The following is a 21,469-nucleotide window of genomic DNA, read 5'->3' on the forward strand; positions in this document are numbered from 1 at the left end:
GCACCATCGCTAATCGCGGCGGCGATAACGAGGCCGCAGTGCAACAGCCGCGATCATGGCGGCCATCGCCTCCGCGGCATGGTGCAGGTTCCTGCGACCGGATAGTGTAATTGCATTTACAGAGGCTGCGGTCGTCCTGTCATGCGCTCGTCGCACTCTGCGCGGTTTGACCTTTGCGCGAGGCGATGGCTTTGTGGTCGGGACGCCAAGCTATTCAAGAACAGCCAACAAGAGCGATACCGATGGGAAACGCCTACGAAATCTACGCCCTGCGCTATGCGACGATGTCGCCGCGCACGCCCCACCTCAATTTCCTGGTGCCCGATCCGCACGACACCACGGCGCAGGATCTCGATTATTTCGTCTGGCTGATTCGCGGCCACGGCCGCGACATCCTGGTCGACACCGGCTTTAACGCCGAGGAGGCCAAGGCGCGCGCCCGCAAGCTGACGCTCAACCCGGTCGATGCGCTGGCCGACTTCGGCGTCAGCGCCGATGCGATCCGCGACGTCATCGTCACCCATCTGCATTATGACCACGCCGGCAATCTGGATCGCTTCCCGAATGCCAAATTCCATCTGCAGGAACGCGAGATGAGCTACGCGACCGGCCGCTGCATGTGCAACGGCATGCTGCGCCATCCGTTCTCCATTGAACATGTCACGCGGATGGTGCGCCATGTCTATGGCGAGCGCGTCACCTTCCATTCCGGTGACGGCGAGATCGCGCCCGGCGTCACCGTGCATCGCGTCGGCGGCCATTCCGACGGCCTGCAGGTGGTGCGGGTCGAGACCGCGCGCGGGCCGGTCGTGCTGGCATCGGACGCCGCGCATTATTATGCGAACCTGCACAAGAAGAGCCCGTTCCCGATCGTCTACAATGTCGGCGACATGGCGCAGGGCTGGGAGACCGTCGAGCGGCTTGCCGGTCATCCCGACCGCTTCATCCCGGGCCACGATCCGATCGTCAGCGAGATCTATCCGCGCGCCAGCGACAAGGTCGATGCGTTCGCATTGCATCTGGCGCCGTCGCGATCGTTCGCGAAATAGCCTCGCCGGCTGGGCGAGGCGTAACACGTCAAGAAACGTCAAAAAGAAGAAGCGATATGACTGAATACAAGACTCTCGGGTTCATCGGCCTCGGCGTGATGGGTGAGCCGATTTGCCGCAACCTGGTCAAGAAGAGCGGCAAGCGCGTTATCGCGTTCGACCTGTCGACCGAGCCGCTGCAGCGTCTGCGCGCCGACGGTGCCGAGATTGCGGGCTCGGTCGCCGATGTCATCAAGCAAAGCGATGTGCTGTTCCTCTGCCTGCCGAGCGCCAGGCATGTGCGCGCGGTGTTCGAGGGCGACGGCATTCTGAAGAATGCGAGAGCCGGCCAAATCGTGGTCGATCTCGGCACCTCTTCGGTCAGCCAGACCCGCGACTTCGCCGGGCAGCTGCAGGCCAAAGGCGCGGCGTGGGCCGACGCGCCGATCGCACGCACCCGGCAGGCGGCGCAGGACGGCACGCTCAGCGTGATGGTCGGTGCGGTGCCCGCGCTCTATGCCGCGATCGAGCCCTTGATCCGCTGCTTTGCCACCGATGTCACCAAATGCGGCGAAGTCGGCGCGGGGCAGGTGACCAAGATCCTCAACAACATGGTGCTGTTCGAGACGGTGAACGCGCTGGCCGAGGCCGTCGCGGTGGCGAAGCCCAATGGCGTCGACCCAAAGCTGCTGCTGGAAACCCTGTCGAAGGGCTCGGCCGACAGCTTTGCGCTGCGCAACCACGGCATGAAGGCGATCGTGCCCGGCGTGTTTCCGGAGCGCGCGTTCTCGACCGAATATGCGCTGAAGGATCTGTCCTACGCGCTGGAACTCGCCGCCGACGCCGGCATCAAGATCCGCGGCGCGGAACTGATCGGCACGGTACTGCAGGAGGCGATCGACAAGGGATCGAAGGATAATTATTTCCCGGTGATCGCGAAACATATCGATCGGGCGTAGCTCTCGCGCCGCACGAGCCGCGTAGGGCGGATCCGCCCTACGCGGCAGTGCTCGTGTTGGGACGCCGGCCAACCCCCAGCGTCGTCCTGGCGAAAGTCAGGACCTATAACCACAAATGTCGCTTGTTGTGCTTCGCAGGAACGACGAGTCCCGTCCGCAACACCGGCCGCGGCGTATAGTTCCTGGCTTTCGCCAGGACGACGGCAGGGTTTAATACACGTCCTTCGCGTCGGCCTCTTCGCTGGTCTGCACCAGCTCGAGGCTGGTCTCGACCTTGCCGAGCAGGCTTGCGAGATCGCGGCGCTCCTGCGCGGACAGGCAGGACAGGATCTCCTGCTCCTTGCGCAGCAGGCGCGGGATCAGCTCCTCATACAGCGCCTGGCCCTTCTTTGTCAGTCGCAGGCGGAATTCGCGGCGGTCGTCCGCGTTCTCGACGCGCTCGACGATCTCGCGCTCCATCAGCGCGGAGACGGCGCGGCTGATGGTGGATTTGTGCGTGCGGGTGCAATGCGCGATATATTGCGCGCTGCAGGGATCGCTGCGGAAGCCGAGCGTGGCGAGCACGCGCCACTCGGGAATGTCGAGGCCGTGGCGCGCCTGATATTCGCTCGACAGCGCCGAGGACACCTCGGCCGCCAGCCGGTTCAGGCGGAACGGCATGAAGTGGAAGAGGTCGAGGCGCTTCTTGGTTGCTGCTGCATTGTCGCGCGCGTCCGCTTCCACGGCGTTGCGCGGCCGGGCTGGAGGCTGGCTTGCAGAGGTCCTGGCCAAAAATTCCTCCAATTTGAGTTGACGGCGAGCCCGACTGGGAGTTTAAGATAGTTGCAGGTGAGACTAATTTAGCAAGGTTGCGGCCGGCTCGCAAGGTTTTGTCGCAAAAGGTCCTGGTCGCAAACCGGGCGCACAAGCCGCAGCCAAAAGCCGGCGGCATCCGGGAACATCCAGGGTCACGCAATCAGGGTCACGCAATGGCACAAGCCAATACGGCACAGGCCAAAACCCAGTTCGGCTATCGCCGTCATCCCGACCAGGACCGGTCGGGCGCCAACGTCGCGGAGCATCCGGTCGTGGTGGTCGGCGCCGGGCCGGTGGGATTGTCGCTCGCGATCGACCTTGCGCAGCGCGGCCAGCGCGTGGTGCTGCTCGACGATGCCGACCGGATCGGCGAGGGCTCGCGCGCGATCTGCTTCTCGAAGCGCTCGCTGGAGTTCTGGGACCGCCTCGGGGTCGGCGATCGCATGGTCGAGAAGGGCGTGGTGTGGAGCGTCGGCAAGATCTTCCACGGCGCCTCGCAGCTCTACCAGTTCAATTTGCTTCCCGAGGAAGGTCACAAGCGGCCCGCCTTCATCAACCTGCAGCAGTTCTACGCCGAGGCCTATCTGGTCGACCGGGTCGAGCAGTTGCCTGAAATCGATCTGCGCTGGCGCAACAAGGTGATCGCGCTGGAGAGCCGCAACGATGGCGTTGCATTGACTATCGCGACCCCGGAAGGCACCTACCAGGTGCGCGCGTCGTTTGTCGTCGCCTGTGACGGCGCCCGCTCGTCGCTGCGGCAGATGGTCGGTGCGGACTTTGCGGGGCAGGTGTTCGAGGACCAGTTCCTGATCGCCGACGTCAAGATGACCGCCGCGTTCCCCACCGAGCGCTGGTTCTGGTTCGATCCGCCGTTCCACGCTGGACGCTCGGCGCTGCTGCACAAGCAGCCGGACGACATCTGGCGGATCGACCTGCAGCTCAATCCGGATGCCGATCCGGTGGCCGAGAAGCAGCCGGAGAATGTCCGGCCGCGGATCGAGCGCATGCTCGGGCACGACAAGTTCGAGTTCGAATGGATCTCGCTCTACAAGTTCCAGTGCCGCCGGATGGCCAGGTTCATCCATGGCCGCGTGATCTTTGCCGGCGATTCCGCGCACCAGGTCTCGCCGTTCGGTGCGCGCGGCGCCAATTCCGGGCTCGAGGATGCCGAGAATCTGGCGTGGAAGCTCGATCGTGTGCTGCGCGGGCTGTCGCCCGAGGGCTTGCTGGAGAGCTATCATATCGAGCGCAGTGCGGCGGCGGATGAGAACATCCGCGAGTCCACCCGCTCGACCGATTTCATGGCGCCGGTGACGAAACAGGAGGCGCGGCTGCGCCAGGCTGTGCTGTCGCTCGCCGAGGATACCGAGTTCGGCAAGCGCATGGTCAATGGCGGCCGGCTGTCGGTGCCGTCGGTCTACGACACGCCGCTGTCGACCGCCGATCGCGACAGCTGGCGCGGCGGCCCGCCGCCGGGCGCCTCGATGCTGGACGCGCCGGTGACCGAGCAGGGCGGATCCAGCTATCTGACCGACGTTTTCATCCGGCAGGGAACGCGTTTCACGCTGCTGGAGTTTGGCAATGGCGCGGCTGCCGATGTCCCTGACGGCGTCGGCACCATCCGGGTTGGCGGCGAGGGCGGGCTGGTCGATGCGCAAGGTCTTGCCGGCAAGCGCTACGATGCCGAGCCCGGTACCGCCTATCTGCTGCGGCCGGACGGCTATGTCGCGGCACGCTTCCGCAACGTCACGCGGCCGGCCCTCGATGCGGCGTTGGCGCGCGCAGCCGGCCTGAATTGAGGAGCGGTCATGGCGCTGTCGACCAGTTCGAACTTCGTCAGTCCCGATGACGCCTTCCGCGCCATCGTCGAGGCGCATCGCGGCCTCACAGAGGCGCAGAGCGCCGATCTCGACGCCGCGCTGGTTCTGGTGCTCGCCAACCATATCGGCGATCTCGACGTGCTGCGGGAGGCGATCGCGCTGGCGAAGCGGCGTACGCTGGATACGAGCCAGCAGCAACAACAGCAACAACAATAGCACGGGCAAGCCTGGATGATTGTGGATCAAATCGAACGGCAGCTTTCGCTTCACTTCGCCCCGCTTGCGGGGAGAGGTCGGAACGCATCGTCAGATGCGTTCCGGGTGAGGGGGAGCTTCCGCGGACGCATCTGTAACCGTTTATGCGGAGACAGCCCCTCACCCCAACCCTCTCCCCGTAAGAACGGGGAGAGGGAGTGCATGAAGACAGGATTGAACTGATGGCCAAAGGTTTTGCATCGACCACGGATCTCGCGGAGAAGAAGGTCACCTTCTCCGAGATCGGCACCGATCTCTACGCCTTCACCGCCGAGGGCGATCCCAACACCGCCGTCATCGTCGGCGAGGACGGCTGTCTGGTGTTCGACGCGCAGGCAACGCCCGCGATGGCCAACAAGGTGATCGAGCGGGTCAAGACCGTCACCGACAAGCCGATCAAATACGTCGTGCTGTCGCACTATCATGCGGTGCGCGTGCTTGGCGCCTCGGCCTATCACGCACAGGGCATCGTCGCGTCGCAGGAGACCTATCGCCTGATCCAGGAGCGCGGCCAGCAGGACTGGGATTCCGAATATGGCCGCTTCCCGCGGCTGTTTCAGGATGCCGCGAGCATTCCCGGCCTGACCTGGCCGACGCTGACCTTCGAAGGCGAGATGTCGATCTATCTCGGCAAGCGCGAGGTGCGGCTGATGCAGCTCGGCGCCGGTCACACCTCGGGCGATATCGTCGCCTGGGTGCCGGATGCCGAGGTGATGTTCTCCGGCGACCTCATCGAGTATCACTCGGCCTGCTATTGCGGCGACGCGCATCTGCGCGAATGGCCGATGACCTTGAACGAGATCCGCGCCTTCAATCCGAAGGCGATCGCGCCGGGCCGCGGCGATGCGCTAAAGGGCCTCGAGACCGGGCGCGATGCGATCGCGATGACCCGCGATTTCGTCACCACGCTCTACGGCGCCGCCGAATCGTCCGTTGCCAAGGGCCGCAGCCTGAAGGAGTCGATGGCGGCGACGCGCGAGGTGATGGATCCGAAATTCTCGAAGTTTGCGATCTACGAGCACTGCCTGCCGTTCAACGTTTCGCGCGCCTATGACGAGGCGTCCGGGATCGACGATCCCGTGATTTGGACCGACAAGCGCGACCAGGAAATGTGGGCCGCCCTGCAAGGAGGATCATGATGAACATCAATACCTCGCCTGATCAGATCGTTCGCAGCTCGGGGCAAGTCACGCCGGGCTACATGTCCGGCTTCGGCAACAGCTTCGAGACCGAGGCCTTGCCCGGCGCGCTGCCGATGGGGCGCAACTCGCCGCAGCGCTGCGCCTATGGGCTCTATGCCGAACAACTCTCGGGTTCGCCGTTCACGGCGCCGCGCGGCACCAATGAGCGCTCCTGGCTCTACCGCATCCGTCCGTCGGTGCGGCATTCCGGCCGCTTCGCCAAGGCGGATGCCGGGCTGTGGCGCACCGCGCCGTGCCACGAATACGACATGCCGATCGCGCAGCTGCGCTGGGATCCTGCTCCGATCCCGAAGCAGGACATGACCTTCCTGCAGGGCGTGCAGACCATGACCACGGCCGGTGACGCGAATACGCAGGCCGGCATGGCGGCGCACATCTATCTCATCACCAAATCGATGGTCGATCAGCATTTCTACAATGCCGATGGCGAGATGATGTTCGTGCTGCAGCAGGGCAATCTGCGCCTCGTCACCGAGTTCGGCCGGATCGATGCCGAGCCGGGCGAGATCGTGGTGATCCCGCGCGGGGTCAAGTTCCGCGTCGAGATTCCGAATGGCCCTGCGCGCGGCTATCTCTGCGAGAATTACGGCGGCGCCTTCACGCTGCCGGAGCGCGGCCCGATCGGTGCCAACTGCCTGGCCAATTCGCGCGACTTCCTGACGCCGGTGGCTGCCTACGAGGACAAGGACACGCCGACCGAGCTCTACGTGAAGTGGGGCGGCGCGCTGTTCAAGACCACGCTGCCGCATTCGCCGATCGACGTTGTCGCCTGGCACGGCAATTATGCGCCGTACAAGTACGACCTGCGCACCTTCTCGCCGGTCGGCGCGATCGCGTTCGATCATCCCGATCCGTCGATCTTCACGGTATTGACCTCGCCGTCGGAGACCGCCGGCACCGCGAACATCGACTTCGTGATCTTCCCGGAACGCTGGATGGTGGCCGACAACACCTTCCGGCCGCCGTGGTACCACATGAACATCATGTCCGAGTTCATGGGCCTGATCTACGGCGTCTACGACGCCAAGCCGCAGGGCTTCGTGCCCGGGGGTATTTCGCTGCACAACATGATGCTGCCGCATGGCCCTGATCGTGAAGCCTTCGAGCATGCCAGCAATGGCGAGCTCAAGCCCGTGAAGCTGACCGGCACCATGGCCTTCATGTTCGAGACGCGCTACCCGCAGCGGGTGACGCAGCATGCCGCGACCTCGGCGACGCTGCAGGACGACTACTCGGATTGCTGGAAGGGGTTGGAGAAGAAGTTCGACCCGACCAAGCCGTAAGCATTCACCCTCCCCTGGAGGGGGAGGGTCGGTTCGCATGCAGCGAAGCGGAATGCGAAACGGGGTGGGGTGATCTCTCAAGCGGGCGATGTGTTCGCGGATAGACCGTCACCCCACCCCGCCGCGCATTTCATTCGCGTCGACCCTCCCCCTCCAGGGGAGGATCAAGAAGATCAGCTGTTGCACTTGATTGCACATCGGAACCCCCATGCCCCACCCCAACGACCCAAAGCTCCGCTCCTTCATCGACATCGCGCCCACTTCGGACTTCCCGATCCAGAACCTGCCCTACGGCGTGTTTTCGTCGAAGGACGGCCTTGCGCCACGCGTCGGCGTCGCGATCGGCGACTATGTGCTCGACCTCTGGGAGCTCGAACAGGACGCGCGGCTCGACGTCGGGCCGCTCGGCGTGTTCTCGCAGCCGTCGCTCAATGCCTTCATGGCGCTCGGGCCGAAGGTCTGGTCGGCGACGCGGGCGCGGATCAGCGAGCTGTTGCGCGCCGATCATCCCGAACTGCGCGACAACAGGGAATTGCGGGCGCGGGCGCTGGTGCCGATGGCGGACGTCCGGCTGCACATGCCGTTCGCCGTCTCGGGCTATACCGATTTCTATTCGTCGAAGGAGCACGCCACCAATGTCGGCGTCATGTTCCGCGGCAAGGACAATGCACTGCAGCCGAACTGGCTGCACATGCCGATCGGCTACAACGGCCGCGCCTCGACGGTGGTGGTGAGTGGCACCAAGGTGCGGCGGCCGCGTGGCCAGCTGAAGCCGCCGACCGCTGAGGTGCCGAGCTTCGGCCCCTGCAAGCGGCTCGACTTCGAGCTCGAGATGGGCGTCGTCGTCGGACAGGCATCAGCGATGGGCGAGATGCTGACCGAGAAGCAGGCCGAGGAGATGATCTTCGGCTTCGTCATCCTCAACGACTGGAGCGCGCGCGACATCCAGCAATGGGAATACGTGCCGCTCGGCCCGTTCCAGGCCAAGGCGTTCGCGACCTCGATCTCGCCGTGGGTGGTGACGCGTGAGGCGCTGGAGCCGTTCCGGATGCAGGGTCCGAAGCAAGAGCCGGAGCCGCTCGCATACCTGAAGCCGACCCAGCCGAACAATTACGACATGCAACTCGACGTCGCGCTGCGCGCCGGAGCGATGAACGAGGCGAAGACGATCTGCAGCACCAACTTCAAATACATGTACTGGTCGTCGGTGCAGCAGCTCGTGCACCATGCATCCAGCGGCTGCGCGATGAATGTCGGCGATCTCTTAGGGTCCGGCACGATCTCCGGTCCCGAAAAGCATCAGCGCGGCAGCCTCCTGGAAATCACCTGGAACGGCACCGAGCCGGTCGAACTCGCCAGCGGCGTCACGCGCTCGTTCCTGGAGGACGGCGATTCACTCGTGATGCGCGGCTGGTGCCAGGGCGACGGCTATCGCATCGGCTTTGGCGAGGTCGAAGGCACGATCGTCGCGGCGGAGTAGCTGTTGGCCGTCTTGCGCTGCTCCACCTCCCCTTGAAAAGGGGAGGTCGGTTTGCGCAGCAAGCCGGGTGGGGATCTGCTCTCTCCACCAACGCCAGCACTCGCGGCTTGACCCCCATCCCACCTTCCCCCTTTCAGGGGGAAGGTGCCCGACAGCCGTGCAGCCTCACCGTTCCTCCGGCCTGATATCCCTCAAGCGCGCCGTGTGCGCCGCACACTCATCGAGACTGTATTTCAGGTGTACCCGCTTGTCCGACGGCGGCTGGTTCACGATGCAGACGCCCGGCCGCCACGGCTTGGCGGGGCGGATCGGCCGCGGCGCGAAGCCGCCGCCGCAGTTCGGGCAGACATTGCCGAGCTTGGTTTCGGCGCAATCCGCACAGAACGTGCATTCATAGGAGCAGATCCGCGCGTCGGTGGCGCTCGGTGGCAGGTCCTTGTCGCAATATTCGCAGTTCGGTCGCAGCTGCAGCGCCATGGTCGTCTCTCTAACTGGATGTTGGTGGAATGATCGCAGGTCGTGCCACCGAAGCGAATGACGGAATTCCCTCGATTTGAGCCATCACGCCTGGAGCGATTTTAGTGGCAGCTTGGTGCTCTCCTTCAGGCGATCGAGCACGATCGATGAGCGCACATGGGCCACGCTCTGGTGCGGCATCAGCACGTTGTTGACGATGTCGGACAGGCTCTTCAGGTCGCGCAGCATCACCTTGAGCACATAGTCGGCATCGCCCGTCAGCGCATAGGCTTCCTGGATGTCGTCAACGCGGTTGACCAGCTCGCGAAACCGCTTGGCGTTGTCGGGCGAGTGGGTCGCGAGCGTGATGTGGATGAAGGCAATCAGGCCGAAGCCGAGTGCCTCGCCGGCGAGGTCGGCGTGATAGCCGGAGATCACCTTCTCCTCCTCCAGCCGCATCCGCCGCCGCGAGCATTGCGAGGCGGAGAGCCCGACCAGGTCGGCGAGCTGCTGGTTGGTCAGCCGGCCGTCATCCTGCAGCGCGGCGAGCATCTTGAGGTCGAAGGCATCGACGTCTGGCATGCGTAGAATGTCCATTTCATGCACGGATCGTGCGTAGTTCTAGCAAATAAGGGGCCAGTTTGCACGCACGTTGCGCGGCAGGTGACGGAAACTAACTTCCAGACAAATCAGGGAGTTACCGCCATGGGACCGTTTCCGCACGATGCGCCACTGGCCGAAATCAGCACTGAGAACCCGATGGGCACCGACGGCTTCGAGTTCGTCGAATATGCCCACCCCAATCCCGGCGAGCTGCATGGCCTGTTCAAGCTGATGGGCTTTGTCGCGGTCGCCCGCCACAAGGCCAAGACCATCACGGTCTATCGCCAGGGCGACATCAACTATCTCGTCAACGAAGAGCCGGGTACTCACGGCTTCAACTTCGTCGCCGCGCACGGCCCCTGTGCGCCGTCGATGGCGTTCCGCGTGGTCGATGCGAAGCAGGCCTATGAGCGCGCGATCGCGCTCGGCGCGGAGCCGGCGGATGTGTCGTCCGCGGAGAAGACGCTCGATGTGCCCGCGATCAAGGGCATCGGCGGCAGCCTGCTGTATTTCGTCGACCGCTACGGCGCCAAGGGTTCGGCCTATGATGCCGAGTTCGAGTGGCTCGGAGAGAAGAATCCGCGTCCCGCAGGCTCAGGCCTGTATTACATCGATCATCTCACCCATAACGTCCATCGCGGCCGCATGGATGTCTGGACCGGCTTCTATGCCAAGCTGTTCAACTTCCGCCAGATCCGCTTCTTCGACATCGAGGGCCGCGCGTCCGGCCTGTTCTCGCGCGCGCTGACCAGCCCGGACGGCAAGATCCGGATTCCGATCAACGAGGATGCCGGCGATTCCGGGCAGATCGAGGAATATCTCAACATTTATCACGGCGAGGGCATCCAGCACATCGCCTGCGGCGCACGTGACATCTACCGCACCGTGGAGACGCTGCGCGCGGACGGCCTGCCGTTCATGCCGTCGCCGCCCGACACCTATTTCGAGCGGATCGACGCCCGCCTGCCGAAACATGGCGAGGACGTCGCGCGGCTAAAGACCAACGGCATCCTGATCGACGGCGAGGGCGTGGTCGCCGGCGGCCAGACCAAGGTGCTGCTGCAGATCTTCTCGGCGAATGCGATCGGGCCGATCTTCTTCGAATTCATCCAGCGCAAGGGCGACGACGGTTTCGGCGAAGGCAACTTCAAGGCGCTGTTCGAATCGATCGAGGAAGACCAGATCCGCCGCGGCGTGCTGAAGGTCGATCACGCGGCCTGAGTAGCGCAAGGGGCGTTCGCCGGCGCAAGGTCGAAGCTGTCGTCCTGGCCTTCGCCGGGACGACAGCGAGGCTATTTTCCCGCCTTCCACGCGTTCGTCACGTCACCGATGCTGGCCAGCTCCGGCTCGCGGATCGCCGACGGCGTGCGCGAGAAGCGCGGCGCGGGGGCGGGCTGGGTGACGCCGTGACGTTCGACGAACACCTGGCGGGCGGCCATGTGCGGATGCTTCGGGGCCTCTTCCATGGTCAGGATCGGCGCGAAGCAGATGTCGGTGCCTTCCATGATTGTGCACCAGTCCGCGCGCGACTTGCTCTTGAACACCTTGGTCAGCTTCTCCTTCAGCGCGGGCCAGGCCTTGCGGTCCATCTGGGCGTCGAAGTCGGCGTCGGTCAGGTCGGCATGCTTGCGCAGCAGCGCGTAGAACTGCGGCTCGATCGAGCCGATCGAGATGAAGTTGCCGCAGGAGCATTCGTAGACGCCGTAGAAATGCGCGCCGCCGTCCAGGAAGTTCTGGTCGCGGCCGCCGCTCCAGCGGCCTTGCGCGCGCATGTCGTAGAACATCGACATCAGCGAGGCCGCGCCGTCGCACATCGCGGCGTCGACCACCTGGCCCTTGCCGGACTTCTGCGCTTCCAGCAGCGCGGCGAGCACGCCGACCACGAGATACAGCGCACCGCCGCCGAAATCGCCGACCAGATTGAGCGGCGGCACCGGCTTCTCCTTAGGTCCGATTGCAGCGAGTGCGCCGGTGATCGAGATGTAGTTGATGTCGTGGCCGGCGGCGTTCGCCAGCGGGCCTTCCTGGCCCCAGCCGGTCATGCGGCCGAAGACCAGCCTCGGATTGCGCGCCAGCACGACATCCGGGCCGAGACCGAGGCGCTCCATCACGCCGGGGCGGAAGCCTTCGATCAGCGCATCGGCGTGGCTGAGCAGGTCGAGCACTTCAGCGATCGTCGTCTTGTTCTTGAGGTCGAGCTCGATGACCTTGCGGCCGCGGGTTGCCACCGCCTTCAAATTCTTGCCAGCGCCGACCCGATCGAGGGTGATGACCTCGGCACCCATATCGGCGAGCAACATGCAGGCGAACGGGCCGGGGCCGATGCCGGCGAATTCGACGATGCGGAAGCCGGCGAGCGGGCCCGAAATGCGAGTGGCGGTCTGGGAGGCAGGTTTATCGAGCACGTTGTTATCCGTTCGTTGTGGGGCGTTAAGCGGCTGAGATGCTTACGGCTGGCTTGGCGCCGAATGTCATGCGTTCTCCCAGCCGTCCGTGGGACGGAATTTTTAATTAGCTGATTAGCTAAATTGTCTCGCCGAACGCGCGATGAGGCAAGCGTCTTTTGCCCCGAAGTGCCGGTAAAACGAGGCGGCGGTAAAACGCGAACGGCGCGCATCGCTGCGCGCCGCCGCTCGACTTGTATTTAGGCGCTATCAGCCGGCGGCAGTCACCGCCCGCTGTCCCATCACTTTCACCAGATTCGCGCGGTAGTCAGCCGAGCCGTGGATGTCGGCGAGCAGGCCGCTCGCCGCGATCGTGACGCTGTCGAGCGCCGAGGCCGCCCAATTCGCCTTCAGCGCCTGCTCGATCGCCGGTACCCGCATGACGCCGCTTTGCGATGCACCGGTCGTGGCGACACGGACGTCACCCGACTTGGTCTTGGCGACGAACACGCCAGTCAGGGCGAAGCGCGAGGCCGGGTTCGGAAACTTGGCATAACCCGCCTTGGCCGGGATCGGGAACGTGACCTGCGTGATGATCTCACCATCCTCGAGCGCCGTCGTGAACAGGCCCTTGAAGAAGTCATCCGCCTGGATCGAGCGCTTGTTGGTCTTGACCGTCGCGCCGAGCGCCAGCACCGCCGCCGGATAATCCGCCGCCGGGTCGTTGTTGGCGAGCGAGCCGCCGATCGTGCCGCGATAACGCACGGCGGGGTCGCCGATCATCGAGGCCAGATTGGCAAGCGCCGGGATTGCCTTCCTGACCGCATCGCTTTGCGCCACATCGTAATGCGGCGTCGCGGCCTTGATGGTGACAGTGTCGCCCGAAACCTCGATACCGATCATCTCCTGCACCTTGGAAAGGTCGATCACGTCGGACGGGGCGGCGAGACGCTGCTTCATCACGGGGAGCAGGGTTTGTCCGCCGGCAAGGAATTTGGATTCCGTGCCCTTGGCAAACGTGGCCGCGGCGTCGGCGACCGAGGAAGCGCGGTGATAATTTGTCTCGTACATGGCTCTTCCTCCCTCAACCGTGAATGGCGTGCCAGACGCGATCGGGCGTCGCCGGCATTTCCAGCTTGTTGTTGCCGATGGCGTCCGTGATCGCGTTGATCACGGCAGCAGAGGCGCCGATCGCGCCGGCTTCGCCGCAGCCCTTGACGCCGAGCGGGTTGCCCGGACACAGCGTCGTGGTGTGGGAGAGCTGGAACGACGGCAGGTCATCGGCGCGCGGCATGGTGTAATCCATGAACGACGCGGTCACGAGCTGGCCGGTGCCGTCATAGACCGCGCCTTCCAGCAGTGCCTGGCCGATGCCCTGCGCCAGGCCGCCATGGACCTGGCCCTCGACAATCATCGGGTTGATCAGTCGGCCGAAATCGTCCGCTGCCACGAAGTTGACGAAGGAGGTCTTGCCGGTGCCGGGATCGACCTCGAGCTCGCAGATATAGGCGCCGGCCGGGAAGGTGAAGTTGGTCGGGTCGTAGAACGCCGTCTCCTTCAGGCCGGGCTCCATGCCGTCAGGCAAATTGTGCGCGGTGTAGGCCGCGAGCGCGACCATCGGCAGCGCGATCGACTTGTCGGTGCCGGTGACCTTGAACTCGCCGTTCTCGATCACGATGTCGCTCTCGGAGGCCTCGAGCGCATGCGCCGCGATCTTCTTGGCCTTGGCTTCCACCTTCTCCATCGCCTTTACGATCGCCGCACCGCCGACCGCGATCGAGCGCGAGCCGTAGGTGCCCATGCCGAACTGCACCTTGTCGGTGTCGCCATGCACGATCGACACCTGGCTGATCGGCACGCCGAGCCGCTCGGCGATGATCTGGCAGAACGTCGTCTCATGGCCCTGGCCGTGGCTGTGCGAGCCGGTGAGCACCTCGATGGTGCCGACCGGATTGACGCGAATCTCGGCCGATTCCCACAGGCCAACGCCGGCACCCAGACTGCCGACCGCCTTCGACGGCGCGATGCCGCAGGCCTCGATGTAGCAGGAGACGCCGATGCCGCGCAGCTTGCCGTCGGCTTTCGCTTTGGCCTTGCGGGCCGGGAAGCCGGCATAATCGATCGCCTTCATCGCGGCATCGAGCGAGGCGTGGAAGTCGCCGATGTCATAGGCCATGATGACCGGTGTCTGGTACGGGAACTGGTTGATGAAGTTCTTCTTGCGCAGTTCGGTCGGGTCGACCTTCAGCTGCCGCGCGGCAGTCTCCATCATCCGCTCGAGCAGATAGCTCGCCTCGGGGCGGCCGGCGCCTCGATAGGCGTCGACCGGCGTGGTGTTGGTGTAGACGCCGATCACCTCGGCATAGATCGCCGGGATCACATACTGGCCCGACAGCAGTGTCGCATAGAGATAGGTCGGGACCGCCGAGGAGAACAACGACATATAGGCGCCGAAATTGGCGTGGGTCTTGACCCGCAGGCCAAGGATTTTGTTGTCCTTGTCGAACGCCATCTCGGCCTTCGAGACATGGTCGCGGCCATGCGCGTCGGTGAGGAAGGCTTCGGAGCGATCACCGGTCCATTTCACCGGGCGACCCACCTTCTTCGAGGCCCACAGCGCCACCATCTCTTCCGGATAGATGTAGATCTTGGAGCCGAAGCCGCCGCCGACGTCGGGGGCGATCACGCGCAGCTTGTGCTCGGGCGCGATGTTGTAGAACGCCGACAGCACGAGGCGGGCGACGTGCGGATTCTGCGAGGTCGTGTAGAGCGTGTAGTGCTCCTCGGCTTGGTCGTAATGCGCGACCGCTGCGCGCGGCTCCATCGCATTCGGCACCAGGCGGTTGTTGGTGAGGTCCAGCGTCACCACATTGGCAGCCTTGCTGAACGCATCCTTGACCGCGGCTTCATCACCGAGATGCCAGTCATAGACGATGTTGCCGGGGGCCTCCGGATGCAGTTGCGGCGCGCCCGACTTGATCGCGGCCCTGATGTCGGCCACCGCGGGAAGCTCTTCATAGTCGACGACGACGGCTTCGGCGGCGTCCTTGGCCTGGTTCTTGGTCTCGGCGATCACGACCGCGACCGCCTGTCCGACGAAGCGCACGGTCTCCGGCGCCATCGCCGGCCACGCGCCCATTTTCATCGGCGAACCATCCTTCGAGGTGATGGCCCAGCCGCAGATCAGATTGCCGACCTTGTCGTCGACGATCTGCTGCCCGGTCAGCACCGCGATCACGCCGGGCATCTTCATGGCCTCGGTGGAGTTGATGCCCTTGACCTTGGCATGCGCATGCGGACTGCGGATGAAGTGAGCGTAGCTCATGCCCACCATTTTGACGTCGTCGACGTAACGTCCCTGGCCGGTAATGAACCGGCGATCTTCCTTGCGCACGACGCGTGCGCCAATTCCTTCAACACCCATGGTCTAGTCCTCCCGACGGAGATTCGATTTGCCGCCGTTTCCATCGAGACCGGCGGTGATGAGCTTGATCGTGTGTACTGCGTGGGCCGGCTATTCGGCGGCCTGCGCGACGTTCATGCGGCCGGCTGCATCGAGCACCGCCTTGACGATGTTGTGGTAGCCGGTGCAGCGGCAGATGTTGCCTTCGAGCTCGTGGCGAACGGTTTCCTCGTCGAGCTTGCCACCATGGCGATGCACGATATCGACCGCGGACATGATCATGCCGGGGGTGCAATAGCCGCACTGCAGGCCGTGATTGTCACGGAACGCCGCCTGCATCGGGTGCAGCTCGTCGCCCTTGGCGAGGCCTTCGATGGTGATGACGTTGGAGCCCGCCGCCTGGCCGGCCAGCATGGTGCAGGATTTGACCGCCCGCCCATCGACATGGACGACGCAGGCGCCGCACTGGCTGGTATCGCAGCCGACATGGGTGCCGGTGAGGTTGAGGTTTTCGCGCAAGAGATGCACGAGGAGGGTTCGGTCCTCGACGTCGACCGAGACCGCCTTGCCGTTTACCGTCAGTTTGACTGTAGACACGCGTTTCTCCCAATAGCTTAGCTTCGTTATGGGCCCAGTAGACCACGCTTCATTTGGGCCGTAACCGCGATCAAAGTCGTAGTCGCGGCCCTGTCATGAAAGGCGGCGGGCAGTGGCTGCGATCCTAGCAGGCAGCCGTTCGAGGGGCAATTTGCAAGCTGCTTCTGGCGTGCTCCGGCGCGACGAAATCGCGCCGCAGCGCAACGGATTTTCCGCCGGCCGATATGGTTTGCGCCATGTCGAAACCGCCACGGCGATTGCTACTACCTTCCGCCTATAACGACAAAAAAGCTTAGCTGGCATTTTCATCGCACATAGCGACTGAAGATCGCTGGTTCACGAATTGGGTAGTGAGACGCGGCGCGCGATGCATCCATCGCGGCAACGAAACCATATTGGAGGAAGCCAATGAAGCTGAGGAGCGGGATTTTCTTTGCCGGCGTGTCGCTGGTTGCCATGGTGATGGCAGGTATTACTGCGTCGAAAGCGAATGATTCCGTCGCAAAGGCGGTGTCCGATCCGAACGGATGGGCGATCGCCGGCCACGATTACGGCAACACGCGCTTCAGCCCGCTGAAGCAGATCAATTCCGAGAACGCCGGCAAGCTGCAGCTCGTCTACTCGATGTCGCTGGCTTCGTTGCGCTCCAACGAGGCTTCGCCGGTCGTGATCGGCAAGAACCTCTACGTGTCGACCTCGTGGGGGCCGAAATACGTCTATGCGATCGACGCCGCGACCGGCGCACGCAAATGGACCTGGCAGCCCGACATTCCGGATGACGTGCTTCAATACGCCTGCTGCGACGTCAACAGCCGCGGCGTGTCCTACGCCGACGGCAAGATCCTGGTCGGCCGCCTCGACGGCAAGCTGACCGCGCTCGACGCCGAGACCGGCAAGGAGCTCTGGACCTCGACCGTGGTCGACTACAAGCAGGGCTCGGTCATCACCTCGCCGCCGCTGATCGTCCGCGACAAGGTGATCACCGGCTTCGGCGGCGGCGAATACGGCGTCCGCGGTGCGTTGCAGGCGTTCAACCTCAAGGACGGCAAGCTGCTCTGGCAGACCTTCACGGTGCCGGCGCCGGGCGAGCCCGGCAGCGACACCTGGAAGGGCGACACCGGGCTGCACGGCGGCGGCGCCGCCTGGCTGGTGGGCTCCTACGATGCCAAGTCCGACACGGTCTACTGGGGTACCAGCAATCCGGGGCCGTGGAATACAGGCGTACGCTCCACCGGCGACGGCAATTTCGGCAAGCTGACCAATCTCTACACCGCCTCGACGTTGGCGATCGATCCCAACACCGGCAAGATCAAGTGGCACATCCAGGGCACGCCGGCCGACGCCTGGGACTATGACGGCGTCAACGAGCTCTTGCTCGCCGACCTCAAGATCAAGGGCGCCGAGACGCCCGTCCTGATGAAGGCGGACCGCAACGGCTTCTTCTTCGTGGCCAACCGCGAGACCGGCAAGGTGATCTCGGCCGAGAAGTACGTCTTCGCCAATTGGGCCAAGAAGTGGGACATCAACACGATGCGGGCGGAAGAGGATCCGGACAAGCGTCCCGGCCCCGGCCATCCCGCCAAGGACATCTGCCCGAACCTGATCGGCGGCAAGAACTGGCAGCCGATGTCGTTCAACCCGCAGACCGGCCTCGTCTACATTCCGAGCAACAACGTGTGCATGGACTGGTCGGTCTCCGACGTGAACTACAAGCGCGGCGTGTTCTATCTCGGCGCCGAATTCCCCACCAAGCCGGGCCCTGGCGGCTTCCTCGGCGAACTCGTGGCCTGGGATCCCATCGCCAACAAGAAGGTGTGGAGCATCAAGGAAGACCTGCCCTTCAACGGTGGCACGCTGACGACCGGGGGCAATCTGGTGTTCTCCGGTAATCTGCATGGCGACTTCCGCGCCATCGATGCCAAGAACGGCAAGGTGCTGTGGAGCAAGAACCTCGGCAGCGGCATCGGCGCGGGTCCCGTGACCTATTCGGTCGACGGCAAGCAGTATGTCGCGATCGTGGTCGGTCGTACCGCGGCGCTGCCCGCCTTCCTTGGTGACATCGGCAAGAAGATGGTCGCCGCGGCGCCGGAAGGCGGCTCGCTGTTCGTGTTCGCCCTGCAATAACGATCGTCAAGGAGGCAGCATTGTCCGTGTCTTGCATCGCCCGAAACGAACTGCGCACCCCCTCGCGCAACACGCGGTTGGAACATGCAATCCGGACCGTGCTGCTCTCCGCCCTGCTTATGGTGCCGGCCCTGGCGGCCGGCGCCGACGAGACAAAACCGCCGCTGCGGCTCTGCGCCGACCCGACCAACCTGCCGTTCTCGAGCGACGACCCGGGCAAGCCCGGCCTCTATCTCGAGATCGGCCAGGCGGTGGCGCAGAAGCTCGGCCGCACGGTGAGCACCAACTGGTACAAGTCCTATTTCGGCAAGCGCACCGTGCGGGAGACGCTGCTCAGCAAGCAGTGCGACGCCATGGTCGGCCTGCCGCTGGTCGACGATTTCATGGGGCCGGCGGTGATCTTCTCGAAGCCGATCGCCCATGAAGGCTATGCGCTGGTCGGCGCCAGGGATCGCAAACTGGCCGGCATCGACGACCTCAAGGGATTACGGGTTGCGGTGCAATATCAATCGACGCCGCAAAATCTGCTGGCGCTGCGTGACGACATCCAGAAGGTCACCGTGCTCAGCCCCGAGGAGGGCATGGCCGCCCTCGAACAGGGCAAGGTCGACATCGCCTTCATCTGGGCGCCGGTGGCGGGGTGGCTCAACAAGACCAGCTACGGCGACAAGTACCAGATCGTCTCGACCGAGGGCGACGGCCTGCTCTGGGCGACCGCGGTCGGCTTCGCCAAGGCGTCCGGCGCGCTGCGCGATGAAGTCGACGCCGTGCTGCCGTCGCTGCAGCCGGAGATTTCCGCCCTGTTTGCCAAATATGGCGTGCCGAACGGCGCTCCGGTGAAGTTCGGCGAGGCAGACCGGGCGACGACGTCGTCCGCCGGAGCCAGCGAACCGGTCACGGTCGGGCAGGCGGCTTCGGCGGAGAAGCCGGTCCAGACCGCCGCAACCGCCGGGGATGCCAAAGGCGATGCCACGGCGGGGCGGGAGGTCTTCAACGGCACCTGCGCCCATTGCCACGGTCCGGACGCGGTGCAGGCCGAGCGAAAGATCGATCTCAGGTTGCTCAAGAAGCGTTATGCTGATGACATGGAGTCGACCTTCTGGAAGACGGTCCATGACGGGCGGCCAGCCAAGGGCATGCCGGCCTGGAAGGACGTCTTCAGCGACGACGAGCTCAGAAACGTATATGCCTATCTGCAGGGTCTGCAGGATACCGGCGGGTCGAATTAGCTGCCGCGATCCGCAATAGAAGCGTTTTCGAGCGAAGTGGATACCGGTTCGCGTGAAGAAAACGCATCAGAACATGAATCGAGAGCCCGGTTCCGATTCAATCGGAACGGAAACGGCTCGAGCAGTGCGAGGGTCCTCATGATGGGGTTCCTGATCATCGACGATCACCCCCTGTTTGGGGAGGCGCTTGGCAACGCCATCCGCATCTCGCATCCCGATGCCCGGATTTATGAGGCCACCTCCATCAAGGGGGCCCTTGGCATCCTCGCCAGCGAGCCGAATATCGACCTCGCGCTGCTCGATCTGCTGCTGCCCGACGTCGTCGGCTTCTCCGGCTTTCAGAAGATCAGGGATCGCTATCCGCGGCTGCCGATCGCGATCGTCTCGAGCGAGGAGGACAAGCACACCATCCGCGAGGCACTGGAAATGGGTGCGGTCGGCTACCTACCGAAGTCGACCTCGCTCGGCGAGCTCTCGCAGGCGATCGCGCGCGTGCTGAGCGGATCGGTCTCGGCGCCGCGGGACTTCGTCGCGGTCGGCGCGCTGGAACAGTCCGAGACGGCGCGGACGCTGCGCGAGCGGATCCAGAAGCTGACGCCGCAGCAAATCCGCGTGCTTCACTTGATCATCCGCGGCCTGCAGAACCGTGAAATCGCCGCCGAGCTCAAGCTCGCGGAATCCACCGTGAAGGCGCATGTCACCGAGATCCTGCGCAAGCTGAAGCTGTTCAGCCGCAACAAGGCGATCATCGAGCTCGGCAAGATTCCGCTTCCCGGTCCTTGAAGCCAGCTCGGGTGCGAAGGCAGAGAAGGCGCCCTAGGTTTGCTGCGCTGCAAGGCGAAACCATCCGGGGTGCTACCTATAGGCTGCCGCCCGGCTTTGAGATAACGTCGTCCGAACAATGGCTGTCATCAGCGATCCGAGGGAGGACGGCGCAGCATTGACCACGACCGCGCCCCTGGCGGACCAGCCGCCGCTCGATAAGGCGGGTGCGCCTCGACTGCTGATCGTCGAGGACCACCCGCTGTTCCGTGCCGCCCTGATCGGCGTGATCGGGGCCGAGTTTCCCGACGCCGAGGTGCTGCAGGCGACCTCGATTGACGGCGCGCTCGACGTGATCGCCGCGCGCGACGGCCTCGATCTGATCCTGCTCGATCTGTCGATGCCGGGAACCACTGGCCTGCTCGGCGCCTACCGGGTGCGGGCCGCGGCGCCGCGTAGCGCGCTCGTGATCGTGTCGGCGCATGACGATTCACGGATCATCGGCAGCGCGATCGCGCTCGGCATTTCCGGATTCATTCCGAAGTCGACGCCGAAGGTCGAACTGGCGCGCCTGCTGCGCGGCATTCTCGAAGGCGAGGTGTGCCTGCCGACGCGTTTCCGCGATTCAGCTGCCGCACGGAAGGGCCAGGCCGACACCAGGCAACTGGTGCAGCAACTCGGCCAGTTCACCGCGCAGCAGCTTCGCGTGCTCGACATGATCTGCCGCGGCCTGCAGAACAAGCACATCGCCTATCAGCTCGATATCTCGGTCACCACCGTGAAGGTGCACGTCTCGGAGATCCTGCGGAAGCTCGGTGTGCGCAGCCGGACCGAGGCCATCATCGCGCTGTCGAAACTGGATTTCGGCAAGCACGATCACGCACCGGTGATGGTCTCGCCGCCGTCGCACGGCGACTAAAGCGCGATGAGATTGGGTTAAATCGGCTCACGGCGGCTTCGGTTCACCTCTCCCCGACGGGGAGAGGTCGGATTGCGAAGCAATCCGGGTGAGGGCTCTTGCTCTCTCGATCGACCGTAACCTCTCACCCGATTTGCTACGCAAATCGACCTCTTCCAAGGGAGAGGTGA

At 64.2% G+C, this 21,469-nt stretch carries 19 protein-coding genes; 12 read left to right on the top strand and 7 right to left on the bottom strand.

All coding sequences use genetic code 11. From position 1 onward, the window contains the following. The first annotated feature begins 242 nt into the window (after window positions 1-242). Together ACVW1C_RS21250 and ACVW1C_RS21255 are read left to right on the top strand one after the other, a co-directional pair. Entirely contained in the window at window positions 243-1,049 is an 807-nt protein-coding gene (locus tag ACVW1C_RS21250; RefSeq protein WP_456760077.1) for an N-acyl homoserine lactonase family protein, read from the top strand. Further along, the gene (locus tag ACVW1C_RS21255; RefSeq protein WP_456763131.1) at window positions 1,046-1,987 is read left to right on the top strand and encodes an NAD(P)-dependent oxidoreductase; all 942 of its coding nucleotides are present in this window, start codon (window positions 1,046-1,048) and stop codon (window positions 1,985-1,987) included. The genes ACVW1C_RS21250 and ACVW1C_RS21255 overlap by 4 nt, the downstream gene beginning before the upstream one ends. Window positions 1,988-2,197: 210 nt before the next feature. Here ACVW1C_RS21255 and ACVW1C_RS21260 read toward each other — a convergent pair whose 3' ends face one another. Next, entirely contained in the window at window positions 2,198-2,758 is a 561-nt protein-coding gene (locus ACVW1C_RS21260; RefSeq protein WP_456760078.1) for a MarR family winged helix-turn-helix transcriptional regulator, read from the bottom strand. A gap of 197 nt (window positions 2,759-2,955) precedes the next feature. On the opposite strand from ACVW1C_RS21260, the gene ACVW1C_RS21265 reads away from it, so the two are divergent. The 5 genes from ACVW1C_RS21265 to fahA all read left to right on the top strand — a co-directional run bounded on the left by ACVW1C_RS21265 (window position 2,956) and on the right by fahA (window position 8,822). Next, window positions 2,956-4,581 carry an FAD-dependent oxidoreductase gene (locus tag ACVW1C_RS21265; protein ID WP_456760079.1) on the top strand — a complete coding sequence of 542 codons (1,626 nt, stop codon included), beginning with the start codon at window positions 2,956-2,958 and terminating at the stop codon, window positions 4,579-4,581. A gap of 9 nt (window positions 4,582-4,590) precedes the next feature. Then, entirely contained in the window at window positions 4,591-4,818 is a 228-nt protein-coding gene (locus ACVW1C_RS21270) for a DUF2783 domain-containing protein (protein ID WP_456760080.1), read from the top strand. A 221-nt stretch (window positions 4,819-5,039) separates the two neighbouring features. After that, on the top strand, window positions 5,040-5,996 hold the full coding sequence (locus tag ACVW1C_RS21275) for an MBL fold metallo-hydrolase (RefSeq protein ID WP_173639538.1): 957 nt from the start codon (window positions 5,040-5,042) through the stop codon (window positions 5,994-5,996). Further along, window positions 5,996-7,342: a homogentisate 1,2-dioxygenase gene (hmgA, locus tag ACVW1C_RS21280; protein ID WP_456760081.1), complete on the top strand. Its 1,347-nt coding sequence runs from the start codon at window positions 5,996-5,998 to the stop codon at window positions 7,340-7,342. Before ACVW1C_RS21275 ends, hmgA begins: the two co-directional genes overlap by 1 nt. 208 nt (window positions 7,343-7,550) lie before the next feature. Further along, the gene (gene fahA, locus ACVW1C_RS21285) at window positions 7,551-8,822 is read left to right on the top strand and encodes a fumarylacetoacetase (protein WP_456760082.1); all 1,272 of its coding nucleotides are present in this window, start codon (window positions 7,551-7,553) and stop codon (window positions 8,820-8,822) included. A 165-nt stretch (window positions 8,823-8,987) separates the two neighbouring features. Here fahA and ACVW1C_RS21290 read toward each other — a convergent pair whose 3' ends face one another. Together ACVW1C_RS21290 and ACVW1C_RS21295 are read right to left on the bottom strand one after the other, a co-directional pair. Beyond that, entirely contained in the window at window positions 8,988-9,299 is a 312-nt protein-coding gene (locus ACVW1C_RS21290; protein ID WP_456760083.1) for a DUF1272 domain-containing protein, read from the bottom strand. Window positions 9,300-9,383: 84 nt separating this feature from the next. Then, window positions 9,384-9,860, bottom strand: a complete 477-nt coding sequence (locus ACVW1C_RS21295) for an Lrp/AsnC family transcriptional regulator (protein ID WP_456760084.1) — start codon at window positions 9,858-9,860, stop codon at window positions 9,384-9,386. Between the two features lie 123 nt (window positions 9,861-9,983). On the opposite strand from ACVW1C_RS21295, the gene hppD reads away from it, so the two are divergent. Then, on the top strand, window positions 9,984-11,102 hold the full coding sequence (hppD, locus tag ACVW1C_RS21300; RefSeq protein ID WP_456760085.1) for a 4-hydroxyphenylpyruvate dioxygenase: 1,119 nt from the start codon (window positions 9,984-9,986) through the stop codon (window positions 11,100-11,102). Window positions 11,103-11,173: 71 nt separating this feature from the next. Here the strand turns inward: hppD and ACVW1C_RS21305 are convergent, their stop codons facing one another. The 4 genes from ACVW1C_RS21305 to ACVW1C_RS21320 form a co-directional block, all read right to left on the bottom strand. Beyond that, on the bottom strand, window positions 11,174-12,286 hold the full coding sequence (locus ACVW1C_RS21305) for a CaiB/BaiF CoA transferase family protein (protein WP_456760086.1): 1,113 nt from the start codon (window positions 12,284-12,286) through the stop codon (window positions 11,174-11,176). A gap of 249 nt (window positions 12,287-12,535) precedes the next feature. After that, window positions 12,536-13,336: an FAD binding domain-containing protein gene (locus ACVW1C_RS21310; RefSeq protein WP_456760087.1), complete on the bottom strand. Its 801-nt coding sequence runs from the start codon at window positions 13,334-13,336 to the stop codon at window positions 12,536-12,538. A gap of 13 nt (window positions 13,337-13,349) precedes the next feature. Further along, complete coding sequence (locus ACVW1C_RS21315) at window positions 13,350-15,689, bottom strand: xanthine dehydrogenase family protein molybdopterin-binding subunit (protein WP_456760088.1); 2,340 nt, start codon at window positions 15,687-15,689, stop codon at window positions 13,350-13,352. 90 nt (window positions 15,690-15,779) lie between these two features. Next, window positions 15,780-16,265: a (2Fe-2S)-binding protein gene (locus ACVW1C_RS21320; protein WP_456760089.1), complete on the bottom strand. Its 486-nt coding sequence runs from the start codon at window positions 16,263-16,265 to the stop codon at window positions 15,780-15,782. A gap of 408 nt (window positions 16,266-16,673) precedes the next feature. On the opposite strand from ACVW1C_RS21320, the gene ACVW1C_RS21325 reads away from it, so the two are divergent. From ACVW1C_RS21325 to ACVW1C_RS21340, 4 genes are all read left to right on the top strand, one after another. Next, window positions 16,674-18,389: a PQQ-dependent dehydrogenase, methanol/ethanol family gene (locus tag ACVW1C_RS21325; RefSeq protein WP_456760090.1), complete on the top strand. Its 1,716-nt coding sequence runs from the start codon at window positions 16,674-16,676 to the stop codon at window positions 18,387-18,389. Window positions 18,390-18,415: 26 nt separating this feature from the next. After that, on the top strand, window positions 18,416-19,618 hold the full coding sequence (locus tag ACVW1C_RS21330; protein ID WP_456763132.1) for a c-type cytochrome: 1,203 nt from the start codon (window positions 18,416-18,418) through the stop codon (window positions 19,616-19,618). 138 nt (window positions 19,619-19,756) lie between these two features. Beyond that, entirely contained in the window at window positions 19,757-20,401 is a 645-nt protein-coding gene (locus ACVW1C_RS21335) for a response regulator (RefSeq protein ID WP_456760091.1), read from the top strand. A gap of 118 nt (window positions 20,402-20,519) precedes the next feature. Beyond that, window positions 20,520-21,299 carry a LuxR C-terminal-related transcriptional regulator gene (locus ACVW1C_RS21340; protein ID WP_456760092.1) on the top strand — a complete coding sequence of 260 codons (780 nt, stop codon included), beginning with the start codon at window positions 20,520-20,522 and terminating at the stop codon, window positions 21,297-21,299. Window positions 21,300-21,469: the final 170 nt, after the last annotated feature.

Source organism: Bradyrhizobium sp. USDA 4011, assembly GCF_054063415.1.